The 14119-nt window shown below is 65.0% G+C and carries 19 protein-coding genes and 1 pseudogene; 18 read left to right on the forward strand and 2 right to left on the reverse strand.

Going from position 1 to position 14119, the window contains the following annotated elements; genetic code table 11:
• Nucleotides 1–88 precede the first annotated feature (88 nt).
• The 10 genes from DGO_RS18015 to DGO_RS22100 all read left to right on the forward strand — a co-directional run bounded on the left by DGO_RS18015 (nt 89) and on the right by DGO_RS22100 (nt 6152).
• Entirely contained in the window at nt 89–397 is a 309-nt protein-coding gene (locus DGO_RS18015) for a hypothetical protein (protein ID WP_014686622.1), read from the forward strand.
• A gap of 52 nt (nt 398–449) precedes the next feature.
• Entirely contained in the window at nt 450–884 is a 435-nt protein-coding gene (locus DGO_RS18020; protein ID WP_145975500.1) for a hypothetical protein, read from the forward strand.
• 46 nt (nt 885–930) lie between these two features.
• The gene (locus DGO_RS18025) at nt 931–1341 is read left to right on the forward strand and encodes a hypothetical protein (RefSeq protein ID WP_145975501.1); all 411 of its coding nucleotides are present in this window, start codon (nt 931–933) and stop codon (nt 1339–1341) included.
• 121 nt (nt 1342–1462) lie between these two features.
• Nucleotides 1463–1717, forward strand: a complete 255-nt coding sequence (locus tag DGO_RS18030) for a hypothetical protein (RefSeq protein WP_014686625.1) — start codon at nt 1463–1465, stop codon at nt 1715–1717.
• 80 nt (nt 1718–1797) lie between these two features.
• Nucleotides 1798–2250: a DUF4326 domain-containing protein gene (locus DGO_RS18035; RefSeq protein ID WP_014686626.1), complete on the forward strand. Its 453-nt coding sequence runs from the start codon at nt 1798–1800 to the stop codon at nt 2248–2250.
• Nucleotides 2251–2504: 254 nt separating this feature from the next.
• Nucleotides 2505–2702: a hypothetical protein gene (locus DGO_RS18040; protein ID WP_014686627.1), complete on the forward strand. Its 198-nt coding sequence runs from the start codon at nt 2505–2507 to the stop codon at nt 2700–2702.
• A 38-nt stretch (nt 2703–2740) separates the two neighbouring features.
• Nucleotides 2741–3640 carry a hypothetical protein gene (locus DGO_RS18045; RefSeq protein ID WP_014686628.1) on the forward strand — a complete coding sequence of 300 codons (900 nt, stop codon included), beginning with the start codon at nt 2741–2743 and terminating at the stop codon, nt 3638–3640.
• 573 nt (nt 3641–4213) lie between these two features.
• Entirely contained in the window at nt 4214–4498 is a 285-nt protein-coding gene (locus tag DGO_RS18050; RefSeq protein WP_145975502.1) for a hypothetical protein, read from the forward strand.
• Between the two features lie 922 nt (nt 4499–5420).
• Nucleotides 5421–5603, forward strand: a complete 183-nt coding sequence (locus DGO_RS18055) for a hypothetical protein (protein WP_226991546.1) — start codon at nt 5421–5423, stop codon at nt 5601–5603.
• Between the two features lie 363 nt (nt 5604–5966).
• A complete protein-coding gene (locus DGO_RS22100; protein ID WP_014686635.1) occupies nt 5967–6152 on the forward strand; it encodes a hypothetical protein in 186 nt (61 codons plus the stop codon).
• Between the two features lie 196 nt (nt 6153–6348).
• Here DGO_RS22100 and DGO_RS18060 read toward each other — a convergent pair whose 3' ends face one another.
• Nucleotides 6349–6573 (reverse strand): hypothetical protein, encoded by a 225-nt coding sequence (locus DGO_RS18060; RefSeq protein WP_014686636.1) that lies wholly within the window; start codon nt 6571–6573, stop codon nt 6349–6351.
• A 93-nt stretch (nt 6574–6666) separates the two neighbouring features.
• On the opposite strand from DGO_RS18060, the gene DGO_RS18065 reads away from it, so the two are divergent.
• From DGO_RS18065 to DGO_RS18110, 8 genes and pseudogenes are all read left to right on the forward strand, one after another.
• The gene (locus DGO_RS18065; protein WP_014686637.1) at nt 6667–6897 is read left to right on the forward strand and encodes a hypothetical protein; all 231 of its coding nucleotides are present in this window, start codon (nt 6667–6669) and stop codon (nt 6895–6897) included.
• A 23-nt stretch (nt 6898–6920) separates the two neighbouring features.
• The gene (locus DGO_RS18070) at nt 6921–7301 is read left to right on the forward strand and encodes a hypothetical protein (RefSeq protein WP_145975503.1); all 381 of its coding nucleotides are present in this window, start codon (nt 6921–6923) and stop codon (nt 7299–7301) included.
• A gap of 68 nt (nt 7302–7369) precedes the next feature.
• Nucleotides 7370–8309, forward strand: a pseudogene (locus tag DGO_RS22105) (transposase).
• 480 nt (nt 8310–8789) lie between these two features.
• On the forward strand, nt 8790–9248 hold the full coding sequence (locus DGO_RS21360) for a hypothetical protein (protein WP_014686641.1): 459 nt from the start codon (nt 8790–8792) through the stop codon (nt 9246–9248).
• 74 nt (nt 9249–9322) lie between these two features.
• The gene (locus DGO_RS18095; RefSeq protein ID WP_014686642.1) at nt 9323–9778 is read left to right on the forward strand and encodes a hypothetical protein; all 456 of its coding nucleotides are present in this window, start codon (nt 9323–9325) and stop codon (nt 9776–9778) included.
• A gap of 36 nt (nt 9779–9814) precedes the next feature.
• Nucleotides 9815–10747 (forward strand): hypothetical protein, encoded by a 933-nt coding sequence (locus tag DGO_RS22110; RefSeq protein ID WP_014686643.1) that lies wholly within the window; start codon nt 9815–9817, stop codon nt 10745–10747.
• 83 nt (nt 10748–10830) lie between these two features.
• Nucleotides 10831–11262, forward strand: a complete 432-nt coding sequence (locus DGO_RS18105) for a hypothetical protein (protein WP_043804654.1) — start codon at nt 10831–10833, stop codon at nt 11260–11262.
• A gap of 88 nt (nt 11263–11350) precedes the next feature.
• The gene (locus tag DGO_RS18110; protein WP_014686645.1) at nt 11351–11833 is read left to right on the forward strand and encodes a hypothetical protein; all 483 of its coding nucleotides are present in this window, start codon (nt 11351–11353) and stop codon (nt 11831–11833) included.
• Nucleotides 11834–11999: 166 nt separating this feature from the next.
• Here DGO_RS18110 and DGO_RS18115 read toward each other — a convergent pair whose 3' ends face one another.
• Nucleotides 12000–14024, reverse strand: coding sequence for a fimbria/pilus outer membrane usher protein (locus tag DGO_RS18115; RefSeq protein ID WP_145975504.1), 2025 nt, complete (start codon nt 14022–14024; stop codon nt 12000–12002).
• Between the last annotated feature and the right edge of the window lie 95 nt (nt 14025–14119).

The following is a 14119-nucleotide window of genomic DNA, read 5'->3' on the forward strand; positions in this document are numbered from 1 at the left end:
CTGGCCCCCATGCCGGGGGCATCTTTCTCCTGGTGCCCGCCCAGTCTCTCAGGCGTGGCCCGCGCAAGGCGCGGAGCCAGGGGGAGGCATGAGCACCTACACCTCCAGCATTCCCCACGCGCTCCAGTTCCAGCACCCCGGCCAAGAGGTCCTCCTCGTGCGAATCTCCTGCGAGCGCCTCACCCGGCCATCGGACACCCAGGAGAAAGTCATCGACCTCTTCCCGACGCGGGAGGCCGCAGTCGCTTGGTTGCACGAGCGGTACGGCACCCCGGCCGTCCACCGCATCCTCCACGTCCGCAGGTGGTGGCGTGGTGCGGTCGACGAGGACTACCGGTGCGTCCGGCACGCGTACGGCATTCCTGTCGAAGACACGTATACGGTCTTCAACGTTTGAGAGGCGTGGCCCGGGCACAGCTCCGGGCCAAGTCCCCATCATGCTGAACTTGATGACCGTCGCTGCTCCCCTGACCCGCCTCCTGGCCCAGCTGCTCGGGCACCCCCGCCATCCGGCCGCGCATACCCTGCCAGCTCACGCGCCACTGGCCCCCGCCTCTGGCCTGGGCGAATTTCCGTGCGCGCAATGCGGCATCCTCCAGAGTGAGGCTGCCCCCCTGTGTGTCGCGTGCATGGTGGCCCAGGAGGAGGACGAACGCATGCGCGCCTCGGATACCTACCATGCGATGTACGCCGAGATGGAGGCGGCCTGGTTCGCCGCGCAAGTGGAGCGGACAAGCAGCGCCCCCCTCACCCCCGACCAACGCTTCGAAGCCCTCGGCCAACTCCCCACCCTGGAGGCGGACCTGCGCCTCGAACTGCGTCGCCTCGAGGCGGTCCGGCAGGGGCATTGGCTGGCCCTGACCGGTCAGCCCTTCTCCTCCTGAAGACCACAGTCCTGGCCCGGGCACAGCTCCGGGCCACGTCGCGGTCATGAACGTCTCGATGAGCTACGGCCCTCAGTTCCTCTCCCCCGAGGAGACCGCCACCATCCTCCAGACCCCCGTGCAGTTCACCCCGCAGGAGGGCGGGACCCTGCACGCCGCGCTCCTCATCCCCACCGAGGGCGAGGCCGAGCTGTCCGGCGATTCGGCAGCTCTCTCCCGGCATCTGGGTCAAGGGCAGGCGGCCCTGATCGTCCAGGGTCGGGTGCAGGTCACGCCGGACACGGACCACTCCGGCGAGCTGGAACTGCTGGTGGACACGGTCATCGTCGTCACGGCGAACGCCGAGTGCCGGGCGCTCGCGGCGCAGCTCACGGAAGCGCGCGACGCCCGGCTCCGCGCCCGCATCAAGCTCCTGATTCTCCAGGTCCTGGCCCAGATGAAGGTGTACGCCAGCTAGGGTCCGGGGAGGGTGGAGGGATGCGACGTGACGCTGCTCTCCCCTCCCTGGGCCACGCCGGGGTGATGCGGTCCAAGCCTCCAGTGCTGGCCCGCGCAGGGCGCGAGGCCAAGGGGCACGTGTGAATCTCTCCCCACTCCACCTGGCCTCCATGCTTCTCGGTGACCTCACGCGCGCGGCCTTCCCGGACGCCACGCTGGTCACCTTCGGCGACGGCGATCTGGATGCCGACGCCCGCTTCGCGATCACGACCCGCGCCGGCGTCGTGTACCACTCCGACTCCCGACTGACTTCCGTGCAGCGTCGCCAGATCAGTCGCGCGGTGCTGCTGCTGATGACGTTCACGGAAGACCGTCATCTCGCCCTGGTTCCCTGAAGCCTGGCCCCCAGTCGGGGGCGCTCACTTCATGCCTCCGCGCAGGTCTGGCCTGGGCAGCGCCAGGCCATGAGGTCCGTATGGAGATCATCGTCACCCACATCCGCCGCCCCGTGCCCGAGGGCTACACCCAGATCTACGTGGGCCGCGCCATGCCCGGACAAGGGGGCAGTCCGCTGGGGAATCCTCTACCCGTCATCGGTGCTCGCTGGACAGACGAGGCGACCCGGTGGACGGCCTTCTTAGAGCAGAGTCGGAATCCGGCAACGCGGGCGGCGGCCAAGCAGGCGGCGCGTGCGCGTGGGTACGTGCAGGGAGACGCGGCCGCGCTCTACCGGGAGGTGTTGCGCCACCAGTGTGTCACCGATACTCCACAGTTCCGGGAGGTGATGAGGCTCGCCCAGCGAGTGGCGGCCGGGGAAGCACTGGCCCTGGCTTGCTGGTGTGCGCCGGCGAAGGCCTGCCACGCCGAGGTCATCCGCAAGGCCATCCTCGGGTTCGCGCGCCGCCTCTCCGAACGCGCAGCCGGGTAGAGGCGGGGCCCACCTGGCGGTGGGCGCGGCCCTTCCGGGGGCCGCCCAGGTCGCCAGACCGATCACGTGCTCGGGTGGGGCTGAGCAACGTGTCCCTCACGGTCGTGGGTGGGTCGGCCTCCGGTCCGCTTGGAACCTGCAAGCAGGTTCCAGCTCCGAGACACGGGGCCTGGGGGTGGCGGCTCGCCCACGTGCGAGAGCCGCGCTCCCCGCGGGGGAGGTCTGGCCTGCCCAGGGCAGGCCAGAGGGGAGGCATGCCTCTAGGACGATCCGCCTCGACTGATACCGACCTCCTGCGCACGGCCCTCACCTCCGGCTGGACGGGTGAAGAAGCGCACGATGCGGAGCTGGCCCTGGGTGCCGGTCCCCTGCGCACGGACCCCGACCTGTGGCGTCACCTCGTCACCCAGGCAGAGCACTATCTGGCCCGGCTCTTCCCCACGGCGAGCTGAGGTCTGGCCCCCTGAAGACTGGGGGCCACGTCGCACGTATGACGCCACAGCAGCCCGAGAACCACGAGCCCTTCACCGCCCTCGATCAACTGCGTGAGCCCTTCATCTGGTCGGGGGCCAGTCTCGTTCCGGAGATCGGGGCCACGGTGCACGTCAGCATGAACGGTCTGGGGCCAGGAACGGTCGAGGCCTACATCCTCGACGAGGGGAGGGTCGGGGCCGCGCGCTCTCTGGGCGTCCGGGTTCACCTGAAGGCGCCACCGCGGCACTTCCTGCAGCAACTGCGGAAGAAGGGCGGAAGCCGGCCTGTGGTCACGGTGTTCGGCATCGAGCTGAGGGCCGATGCTGATGCCACGCCGCCCCTGCGCCTGCCGATCATCACGCACGACCAGGTGCGCACCCTGATCGTGCACCATGACGGCCGTACGGAACTGGAAGGCGCAGCCGCGCTCTATCAGCAGGAGCGGTCCGTCACGCCCCTCATGCTTCAAGGTCTGGCGCACTTCCAGTCCTTCTTGCGGGCCCTCGACGAAGGGCACAAGGTCGAGGTCTACGAAACTCAGGATCGTCCACGCCCCACCTATGCCTTTCGTGTCGATGGTCGGTGCTTCTCCTGGCCGCGCTCGACCCTCCGCGCGTACACGGCCATGCAGCAAGCTCCCACACTGACGGGGATGACGGCCGCGTGCGGCACGATCCGACTGTCCGGCCCGGCAGAAGACGCGCTGATGCACCTGCGGGAACTCGTCATGCCCATCGAGCTGGAGCTGTTGGGGGAGGCGATGCTCTGGCCGCACGCACCTGTACTTCAGGCCTTGAGCCCCCTGACCCGCGCGCGCTTGGCGACGGTCCTGACGGGTCTGCGCTCAGCGCAGGAGGTGCTGACGGAGTTACTGCCCGTGACGGGTCCCCTCACCAGTTGGGAGATGGACCGTTGAAGGTCTGGCCCTTCGGGGCTTGTTCTTCGTGGGGCTGGCCCGGTTCAGTGGGAAGACACCGGGCCTGGGGGTGGCGGCCGGTCGACGTGCGAGTGCCCCGCTCGCGCGAGCGAGGTCTGGCCCCCAAGGTTGGGGCCATGGCGAGGCATGATGATCATCCGAAGACGAGGTGTGCGGTGTACTGGATCGGACGGCCAGTGGAAGAGGGAACAGACGGATGTCGTCTCACGTGCCGAGGTCACTGCATGAGCGGGGGACAGGGCGGAGGACCGGTCGCGGTCGGCGCGACTCTCCGCGAGGCGCTGACCGGGCTGCTCTACGACCATGTGGACCCCCGGAGTGTGTGGGGAGGTGTGCCGTACTGGCGTTGCCGGGGTGCGATGCGCATGCCGGCACCCCGGAGGATGTGGATCACGAATCCGGGTGTGCGGTCTACACCTTATTCTCCGCAGGGGCTGGAGCATGATGTCGCCCCACGGAGAACTGGAGCGAGCGACGCGAATCCAGACGGGACGGATGCGGGTCTGGGACTGGGTGAGTAGTTTCCCTAGCAGCCAGGACGTGGCGCAAAGCGTGAAGGGCATCGTCGCGCAGGAGCTTGGGCGGATCGCCCTGGTCCGCCGTGGGCAGAGCGATCCGAGGACGCCATATCACCAAGGCCACCTGGAGGCAATCCGGCACATCAAAAACGCGCTGGCGACCGCGCCGGGTCACAGGGTGGTGGATTCGTGGACCGACGAGACCTGTGCCCGCCACGAGCGGGGACGAAGCGCGGTGCGGCGCGATGACTTCAGTGCATTCGGGCAGGTCGTGTTTGGCCACCTCTCACCAACGCCGACGCAAGGGAGACCCTCCTGAACGCAAAAGAGTAGTCAGGCACATGCTTGATGCCGCGCAACTCCCCCAGGGGATGCTGGTGAAGTCATGGTCCTCCAGGGCCTGTTCCTCATGGGGTTAGCCCGGTCAAGGGGGAAGGGAAACGGCCTGGGGGTGGCGGCCGTTTCCCCACTGGCGCGGGCAAAGCCAGGGAACGGAAGTGCATTCCGCTCGGACCCTTCCCCACCGTGTGTGCTGGAACTGGTCACATCTGCGCAAATTCTGCAAATACCAGTGGTATACGGAATCTCATGTTGTCCTCAAACCCGCTAGAGCTGCGTCGCCAAGTCTTGACTGGTGACGGCTGCGCGTTGTGGGCTATGACCCACCTCGCTGATCGGCAACGCTACGGGCGGACTGCAGTCACCCGACTGTCTCTGACGAATACTGGCCAGACGCCCCTGCATCTTGAAACTGTCGAGGTGAGTTGTCTGCTTCCCTGTCTTCAGAGAGAGGCCATAGAGCCGCACCAATCCTTGACGGTACTAGACGAGCGCAGTTTGAACGGGATGGTCTCGCGAGCGCGCCAGCAGGGTCGACGTGGCTTTGGAGTAAGTGGTGTCGTATACAACTTTGTCTTCCATCTGAACCAACCCAAGGTCCAACAGCTGAGCATACAGGTATTCTGGGGCTTCGCGACGGCCAGTCACGACATGGGATTTTTTGTGCCTGCCTTAGCGGACGAGGAGAATGGGCCTGATTCTTCCCGCAGCTTTCAAGTGTCGTCTACAGAAATTCTGCACTGAGTCGGTAAATCTCCAGAACCATAGACTCGAGCGATGGGAATGCGACTGGCGGCCTCTAGATGAGAACCAGCAGAGCACTGGAGTACGGGGACTCAGATGCCGCCGTATATAAGCTTTTTTCAGGGGTGTGGTCTATGCCTGAGACGAACCCAGCGATCATGACGCAGATCAACGAGGCGGTCAACCTCCGGTATGACATGGAGATTCGGCGGGGATGCACACCTGCGGAGGCGCGGCGTCTGGCGATGATAACGGCGGAGTATGTCACGCAGGCTTTGGATGGCCCCGAGCGGATGCGCGTGCTGCTGCACGTGGCCTATGGTCTGGGGCGGCGAGGCTGAGCCGTTCACCTGGTCGGAAAGCAGCCAAACGGGCAACCACGGATTTGATACCCGTAGGCAGAGCATGGAACCGAAGTCAGTTAAGACGCCACTGGAAGAGCGGGCCGCACTGGCCTGGGAAGCGCATGTCACGTTCCTTCACCGCCTCGCGGATGAGGGAGAGCTTACGGCGGAGAGTGTGGCACTGCTCCTGAGCGAACGCGCAAAGCGCCGATGGCTGGAGGCATTTCTCCAGACGGAAGGTGGATCTTGAGGGGCTGGGAGAACGCGGACAGCGCCTTGATCCGTGCTGCGGTCATCGATGGTCTCTGCGCCTGCACGAGGCATGCACCTTGTTCCCCTTGCTTTTGATATGACAGAGGGATGGATGCTGACGCTGTCGCAGCCTGGTCTGCTCACGAAGCGCTGCTGGAACGCTTGGTCGAAGATGGTCGCCTCACCCCCGAGGTGGCCGCCGACCTGCGCAGTCCTCAAGGCAAAGAAGCGTGGTTGCGGGCTTATGGGTTGGAGCGCGGTCGCCTGTGGTGGTCGGCGACCGGCGGGGGATGATGGACAATCCAGTACCCCCCGCCGGTCGCCGTGGCGTGCGCCGGGCCAGCGAGGTACCAAGAGATTCACGGCGATTCCTCCTCAAACGACGCCTCAAAGTCCATGTCTGCCCAGTGGACGTGGGCCATAACTTGGGCGTTCTTGCGGTAAGCGCGGGCGCTCTGGCGGGCAGCCAGGAGGCGCGGGGCCATCAATTTCAGGCCGGGGTGGGGGCGAGGACGCGGTTGATGTCGTACCCCGTCTCCTGGTTCAGTGCGCCCAACTCGCGCATCCAGAACGCCTCACCCTTACGCAACTGGTCCAGATCACGCACGCGTTCCAGCATGATGAACTCGCAGTCATCCGGGCCCAGCTCGCAGAGGTCGGCCTGGAAGCGGAAGTTGGGGCCGCTGCAGAACACCCGGATCAAGCGTTCGTGCATCTGGTCTGGGAAGGTCGCGCGTGACGCTGGCGGCCATGCTGGGGGGGTACCGGGACGTCCGCTCGGGCCGCCGGAGCTGGGGACAGGAGCGCCATGCTGCAGACTGAGGTGAACATGACACGGAGCCGAATCCCGGTGTACCGGCAGCAGGCCCCGGTAGGCCTGTACACCCGCGAGCAACTCCAGGCGCTGGGACTGCGGTTGATGACGGGCGAGTTGCCCTGCGCCCTGCTCAAGGTCTGCGGGGCCCACAGCGAGCACACGACGGGCGTCTTCGGGCTCGATCAGGCGGAACCGCTCGTGAGCCAGGCGGCGTCCGCATGACGCCCCAGAGGCATCCGTGGGTCATGGTGGGCTTCTGGCTGATCCTGACCGTGGCGGCGATAGGCTTCCTGGTGACGAGCGTGGGAAGTGCACGGGCTTTGCTGGCCCTGCTGCTGATCGCGGTCCTCGGGCAGCTGGGGTATGGGGTGCTGTGCCGGCGGATCGGGAAGTGCGGGGCGCGGCTGGTCTACCGCTTCGTCCCCGTGCTGCTGTTTCCGGGGATGGTGTTCCTGCGGGGCTCAGCGAGCGATCTGCTGACGGTGACGTTCGACATGTGCCAGCTGCTGGCGACACTGGATTGGTCGGACGACGATATTGGAGGCTGGGGTCGGCGCCGCTGGGCGCAGGTCAAGCAGGCCGCGAGACGCTTCTCCAGACCCGTGATGGGTGGCCTCGTTCCCTAAACTCAAGACCCGTTGCGCAGTTGATGTGAATTGAGAAAAGTGGGGGCATACTTCAGGTCGTTCGCCTCATGCAGCTTTCCCGGTCCTTCGAGTTACTCTGCGGCCTGAACCCCACCGAATTCACGCTCCTCGCTGAACACCTTGAGCCCTTGTGGACCCGGGCGCACCGCACGTCCCTCCTGCGGGAGGGACGAAAGCGCCGCATCGGGGCGGGCCGGTAGTTCAAACTCGACGTCCCCCACCGTCTCCTGCTGACGCTGATCTATCTGCGCCACTACCTCCCAATGCATCTGTTGGGTGTGCTGTTCGAGATGGACGCCGCCAACGTCTGCCGGAACATCCATGGGCTCCTGCCGCTCTTGGAGCAGCCGCAAGGTCACGCCCGACGACGCCCCACGTCGTCGGCTGCGCACCCTGGAGGACGTGCTTGCAGCGTTCCCAGAGATCGCCGACATCATCGTCGACGGTACGGAGCAGCCACGAGGGCAGCCAAAGAAGAAGAAGGGCAGCGGTCCAGGGAAGAAAGCCGTTGGGCGGCCCAAGGACCAGAAGAAGTTCTTCAGCGTCAAGAAGGGCACCCACACGCTGAAAACACAGGTGGCGGTGACCCCGGATGGGCTAGTCGTGCACCTCAGTGCGCCCGCGGGCGGGCGCACCCATGACATGAAGGTCCTCAAACAATCACGACTCTTGCCGAGACTTCCGCGGGGAAGCCGGGTGTGGGTCGACCGGGGCTACACGGGAGTAGACAAGCTCTGCCCACAGCACGAGGTGATCGTTCTCCACATGCGCCCCAAGGGCGGCATGCTGAGCCCGGAGGACCGGGAGCTCAACCATCAGATCGCCAAGGTGCGGATCACGGTGGAGAACGTGGTCTGCAAGCTGAAGAAGTTCCGCATTTGCAGGGAGTTCTACCGGAACGACACCCGGCGACACGGCCTGTTCTGGGATTGTGTGGCGGGCGTGGTCAACCTCCGCACCGTCAACCGCGCGCCACAGTTCGCCTGAACCACCGCAACATAGATGCGGGGAGGCGTCGCCTCCCCGCATTCACCCGCTTCATGACTGCGCAATCGGTCTTCAAGCGTTCGTGTACAAGCAACGTCCATGCTGAACTGCACCGTCAAGCAGAAGGGATAACCCCCCCCAGAAGGGGGTCATACGACGCGCTCCTCTTCGGGAGGCCCTTTTTCCTCAGTTGCTGAGCCTGTGACTCAGACACGCTTTTGTGGTCTCAGCACACCGCTTGTCTTTTGTCGCCGTCTGAGTCTTGTCAGAGCACGCTCCTTACACTTTAGATTGTCACATTCAAGTCTCACCTTCCTGATCCGATGATCACCACTCATCAGGGTCATTTTCCCGTTTTTATCGTATGGGACGATAAAAAACCCATTTTACAGTTAACGCTCAGATAACGCCCGGACTCATAGAGTCATTACAGAAGCGATCAGCGGGGAAAGAGTTCCCCGCTGTGCTTAAGGAGATGTCATGAAGAAGATTGCCCTGACCGTTGCCCTCGCCGCCCTCTGCTCGACCGCCTTCGCCGCCGGCAGCGTCTCCACCCCCATCACCGTCAACGCCACCGTCCTGTCCTCCTGCACCTTCGACACCAGTGCCACCGGCGCCGCCAGCTTCACCTACGACGCCCTCGCTGGCACCACCGTCCCCGTCAACGGCGGCGCCACCCTGTACTGCAACTCGGGCACCGCCATCACCACCACCACCGCCGCGACCGGCGCCCTCATCCTCAAGAGCGCGAGCAAGACCGGCACCCTCAACGCCACCTACACCCTGAGCAAGGTCGACGCTGCCGGTGCCGGCACCGGCACCTACGTCGGGGCCGACAAGCACACCTACACCCTCGCGGCCACCGCCGCCAGTGGCCAGTGGGGCGCCCCCACCGCCGCCGACTACACCACCACCCTCGACGTCAACGTCACCTTCTGATCCCGGCAGTGTTGCAGGGGCCGGTCCCGGCCCCTGTCCGGCTTCACCCTTTCGCCCTGATCAAGGAGTGTCCCATGCACCGTCCCCTGCTGCTTTCTCTCGCTGCCGGCCTGCTCGGCAGCGCCCTGGCCGCCAGTCCCGCCACCACGCCCGTGACCGTCAACGCGACGGTCAACGACCTTTGTGAATTCACCAGTGCGACGAACATCAGCTTCGACTATCAGGCCGCCACCCTGAGCGCGACCGGGGGCGCCGCCCTGGTCGCGGTGCGCTGTAACCAGGACACTGCGCCCTTCATCGCGTACTGGGACGACACGACCTGGAAGGCGGACGGGAGCCTGGATCTGAAGAACGGCAGCCAGGTACTGAACGTCGTGCTGACGACGGACGACGATCCGACGCCCGTAATGGGCGCGGCGGGGTCGGGGAGCCACTACACCTACGGGGTGAAGGCGACGGCGAAGGCTGGACAGTGGGCGGCGTCGAACGGAACGTACACGGCAGTCGTCGACTATTACATCGGCTGGTAAGCCCCCTCTGCCCTGCGCGCTTCCCGGAGTCCTGACATGAAGATTACTGCCCCTCTCCTGCTCCTCCCCCTCCTCCTCGCCGCCTGTGGCACGCAGAGCGCGACGCCTGCCCCCCAGTCCTCTTTCCTCGGCAACAGTGCAGGACCGATGGGCCCAAGCTACATCGAAGCCTTTGAGGCCGGTGTGCAGCGTGACCTGACGGCCCTAGGGCTGTCGGGCTCGCTCAGTGCGCAGGCGACGGCCCCCAAGTCGTACCTGAACGTGCTGAAGGTCAACGACACGACGGCCCGCGCGTACATGAAGACGACGTATCCGGCAGCGATCGGCTGCGCCCTTGACTGGGGCGACGGCACAGCCCTGAGTACGATCACGACGCCCAGCGTGGTGGCGACCGATAAGGCTGACCACACCTACACGCAGAGCGGCTCGTACACCATTAAGCTTACCTGTGGAACGGATATCAAGACCAGCACTTTTACGGCACTTGTGCCGAAAGCATTTGGATTGTTTGATAAGTTCAATTTTGATAATAATAAAACTTATACATTCAATGTATTACAATATCAGGATATAGGAACTTCTTACATTGAGAACAATCTTAAATTCGAAAGCCCCTACCTCTATATGACTAGGAATATCACGGCTGATAAAATCTATCCTGGCGGAAATTTTGGACTAGACCTATTTGCATATGATAATGAAACTACCAAAATTAGTACAACTACTGGTGATACATTCAATTTAAATAGTATTACTGCTGGAGTCTGGGCATACTATTATCCTATCACGCTCAAGGCATTTGATGCCAACGGCAACACTGTAGGTACGGAATTATTCACCAACTATGTGAACAAGGGACCGGTAGAAAAACGGGTAGTGAACTGGAAGAATGTTGCCCGCATAGAAATTACAGGCGACGGCTCTAGCTTGGTGATTGATGATATGGACTTCTCAATCAATCTAAAATAGGGGAAAAACCTATGAGAAGACTTGTTCCTGGGCTTTTCTTCCTCACTGTTTCGGCCCTAGCCGCTCAGACCACGACGACGGCCGTGCCCCTGAATGCCACCACCCAGTCGGCGTGCCAGTTCGATACCGCCAACGCCAACGCCACCATCGACCTGCCGGACTACGAGGCCGCCCTCGCGGCTACCTATGCCCCCGATCAGGCCCAGGTCTCCGTCAGCGTGTACTGCAACAAGGGCACGCCCATCAGCGCCCGCAAGCTGGACGGCAACGCCCTGGCCAACTCGGCCGCCACGGCCGTGACCCTCACCCTGAACCTGGACGGCACAGCGGGCAGCTCCACCTTCGACACCCGGGTCTGGTACGTCGCCGGGCCCACCAACGCCGTGGCGAGTGGGGTGTTCAAGGGCGCGCAGCGTTACGTCACCGTGATTCACGCCGGCTGGCCCACCACGCCGCAGTACCGTGCCCCGACCGGGTTTTATACCGGCAGCGTGGACTTCACGGTCGAGTTCTGAAGCGTACCGCGCAGGGGCTTGGGCCCCTGTTCCTTCTTTGCCTGCATCGGCCCCGTGCCGATGCAGACATTCTTGATCTGGAGCACTCTTGACCCCCACGGCCCCCACGGCTCCTGCGCTCATCCTGGCCGCGTGGTGGGCGGGGTTCCTCACCCGGACCGTCCCTCAAGATCATGGCGACGACAGTGACGTCGGCGAGCTCACCACGACCCTGATGTTGATCCTCGCCGTTCATGACCGGCACACTCCTGAGGAGGCCGTCCGGTTCGAAACGGCTTTGGCACAGCAGTTCCAGGCCCAACTGGATCGCCATGGATTCTGCGAAGCCTGGACCGACTACCGTCCCAGTCCAGTGCTCTGCGTCGCGGCCACGCTCGCCAGGATTTCCCTGAGCGATGTGAGCCTTCCTATCAAGTCGGGCAGTGCCGGCAGCGCGGACCAGGTCAAGGTCAAGCAGGGGTACAGGGGTGAATGGCGAAGCATCTGGACACGACACAGCACCATCACGCGTTCTCCATTGGCGTCGAACAGCTCACAGGACGGTACTGAAGGGCAGCCAGCGTCCCCGTAAACATCGTTCCAAAAGCCTGCAGGCTGTGGATGCCATTCCTATGGTGTCCACACTTGGGGAGCTGGAACGCCAATTGAGGAGGTCCCTCTGTGCTGGCGTGAACCCCAGCGCCTCACAGTGGTCTCGCGGTGTTCCCACGAGGGACGTCAAGTGCACATGACGAGATTCAGTCACACTGCACCGCCTCCTGAGCGGGCCCAAGGGTAATCGCACATTGGCGTCCATCCTCCAGACTCAGCTGTCCACGAAGAACTGAGACGGACACCGGGAGGAGCGCTGTCCCAAAGGCGTCAAGGTCATAGCGTTCTCCATCCACCACGACTGTGCCGTAGGCTGCCTCCTGTCCATCCGGTCCCTGAAAATCCACCACCCGGGACCGGCCGAAATTCGCCCGCCAGTCCACCTTCACGGCGCGGGCCGTCAGCCCCGTCAGGGGTAGGGAGGCCTCCTTCACCGCGATCTCGATCGGCAGCGAGGCCACATCCACGCGCACGTCTGCCGCACCCGCACTGGACACGGAGAAGACCAGGGTACCGGCCGCATCGGTCCGGCCCTGGAACAGACCGCCGGTATAGATCGCCAGACCTGGGACGCCCGTTTCCAGGACCACCGAGATGTCGTCCGTCCGGGACGCCGTGGCATACACTCGCCCCGCAGCGGAGACCAGCGTGCCCCGCAGCGTGGCGTTCACCTCGCCGCTGGTCCCCGCGCCGACGGCCAGTTCTGCGGCGCCGCGCCGGCGGTATTCGGCGTACCCCGTCCCCGCCCCGTAGGCCAGATTCCACTGCTGGTCCAGCGTCGGCTGGTAGGTCGCGGACGCGCGGATGGCCGGGCCGTTCGCCGTCGCCACGGTGTTGATCGCCGCCCGCCAGTGGTCGTTGGGCTGGTACCCCAGCGTGACGCTGAAGGTGCTCGACTGGGTGCCGACCCGTCCGGCCACGCTCAGACGTACGTCGCGCGTCAGGCTGCCCGCGACCTGCGCGCCCCCGTACCAGCCGAGCCGACTCGGATCGTAACCGACGCTCAGGCCTGTCGAGAAGCCGCCCAGTTCGGTGGCGACGCTCGCAGCGGCGCGTGTGGCCCGCAGGTCACCCAGCGGAATCTGCGCCCCGAGACCGAGGCCAAAGCGGCCCAGCCGGCCTCCATAATCCACGGTGGCGGCCGTGGTCAGCCCGTCGAGGTGATGCGTGATGCCCACACTGATCACCTGGTCCAGCGAGGCGGCCGTCACCGCCACGCGCCCGCCGACCTCACCGGCCCGGACGCCGACCTGCGCGTCCAGGGTCAGGCCCGGCGTCAGGCCGTAGCGCACGAGTCCCCGGGCGTAGGCGGCCCCTCCGAGCGCGCCCGCCTCGGCCACCACACCGTAGTTGCCGGGGGCGAGCACCGCGGTGGGAAAGGTGTAGACCTGGGCCTGCTCCCGGCGGCCTGCCGGGTCTTCAATGACAGCCAGGACGGCACCGCTCGTTCCGACAAGGGGGACATTCCGAAACACGACCCGGCCCGCATCGACCGTCCATGAGCCGAGCGGGCGCCCCCCACTGCTGAGCTGAATCCGGCCGCCCAGGGGCACGTCGACCGTGAAGGTGTCCAGGGTCCGCCCGATCTGTCCGGAAAATTGGCCCTGGACACCGCTGAACCCGGCCAGGCTGCCCGTGAGCAGGGACGGAATGTTGAATCCCGCCTCGACCGACAAGTCCGGGTCCAGCTGGTAACGCGCGGACGCGCTCACCCCGACTTCGACCGGCTGGCCGGAGGTTCCAGCCTCGGCGACCCCGAGCTGCGCGCTCCAGGGGCCGTTCGTGTACGAGGCCCGCGCGGAGCCCCGCTGCGCGAGGCCGCCTCCCGAGAAGCGGGCAGCACTCAGGCTGTAGTCCAGGGCGTACAGGGGCAGAGAGGTGACCCCCTCGGGCGTGACGGGGGTCAGGGATACACTCAACGTTCTCGTCGGCAGCAGCTCCAGGCGCGGCGCGAACGTCACGACCTGAGCTTCCGGGTCGTACTGGGCATCGAGCGATGGATTGAGGCGGGTAAAGGGAAGGTCGTCGCAGCGCACCGTTTCCAGGCCGTAACGCTCCTCACCGGGCCGCAGCGCGTCCTGTTGCAACCAGAAGTCCCCGCCTGACTGGCGCAGGGAAAAAGCCCCGCGACTTACGCCGCCGATGCGAACGTCCGGAAGATCCTCGGACACGGCACAGATGGCCGACTCCTGGGCTGGCACGGGCGCGGCGCTCTGCCCCTGCGCGGTCCCCAGAAGCAGGGCACCAAGCAGCCCCCACTTCCGCA

It is taken from the genome of Deinococcus gobiensis I-0, from assembly GCF_000252445.1.
Lineage (GTDB): Bacteria > Deinococcota > Deinococci > Deinococcales > Deinococcaceae > Deinococcus > Deinococcus gobiensis.

Coding starts and splice junctions, on each gene's coding strand:
- DGO_RS18015 (WP_014686622.1), top strand. CDS start 89: ATGAGCACCTACACCTCCAGCATTCCCCACGCGCTCCAGTTCCAGCAC.
- DGO_RS18020 (WP_145975500.1), top strand. CDS start 450: ATGACCGTCGCTGCTCCCCTGACCCGCCTCCTGGCCCAGCTGCTCGGG.
- DGO_RS18025 (WP_145975501.1), top strand. CDS start 931: ATGAACGTCTCGATGAGCTACGGCCCTCAGTTCCTCTCCCCCGAGGAG.
- DGO_RS18035 (WP_014686626.1), top strand. CDS start 1,798: ATGGAGATCATCGTCACCCACATCCGCCGCCCCGTGCCCGAGGGCTAC.
- DGO_RS18040 (WP_014686627.1), top strand. CDS start 2,505: ATGCCTCTAGGACGATCCGCCTCGACTGATACCGACCTCCTGCGCACG.
- DGO_RS18045 (WP_014686628.1), top strand. CDS start 2,741: ATGACGCCACAGCAGCCCGAGAACCACGAGCCCTTCACCGCCCTCGAT.
- DGO_RS18055 (WP_226991546.1), top strand. CDS start 5,421: ATGACGCAGATCAACGAGGCGGTCAACCTCCGGTATGACATGGAGATT.
- DGO_RS22100 (WP_014686635.1), top strand. CDS start 5,967: ATGGATGCTGACGCTGTCGCAGCCTGGTCTGCTCACGAAGCGCTGCTG.
- DGO_RS18060 (WP_014686636.1), bottom strand. CDS start 6,573: ATGCACGAACGCTTGATCCGGGTGTTCTGCAGCGGCCCCAACTTCCGC.
- DGO_RS18065 (WP_014686637.1), top strand. CDS start 6,667: ATGCTGCAGACTGAGGTGAACATGACACGGAGCCGAATCCCGGTGTAC.
- DGO_RS18070 (WP_145975503.1), top strand. CDS start 6,921: ATGGTGGGCTTCTGGCTGATCCTGACCGTGGCGGCGATAGGCTTCCTG.
- DGO_RS21360 (WP_014686641.1), top strand. CDS start 8,790: ATGAAGAAGATTGCCCTGACCGTTGCCCTCGCCGCCCTCTGCTCGACC.
- DGO_RS18095 (WP_014686642.1), top strand. CDS start 9,323: ATGCACCGTCCCCTGCTGCTTTCTCTCGCTGCCGGCCTGCTCGGCAGC.
- DGO_RS22110 (WP_014686643.1), top strand. CDS start 9,815: ATGAAGATTACTGCCCCTCTCCTGCTCCTCCCCCTCCTCCTCGCCGCC.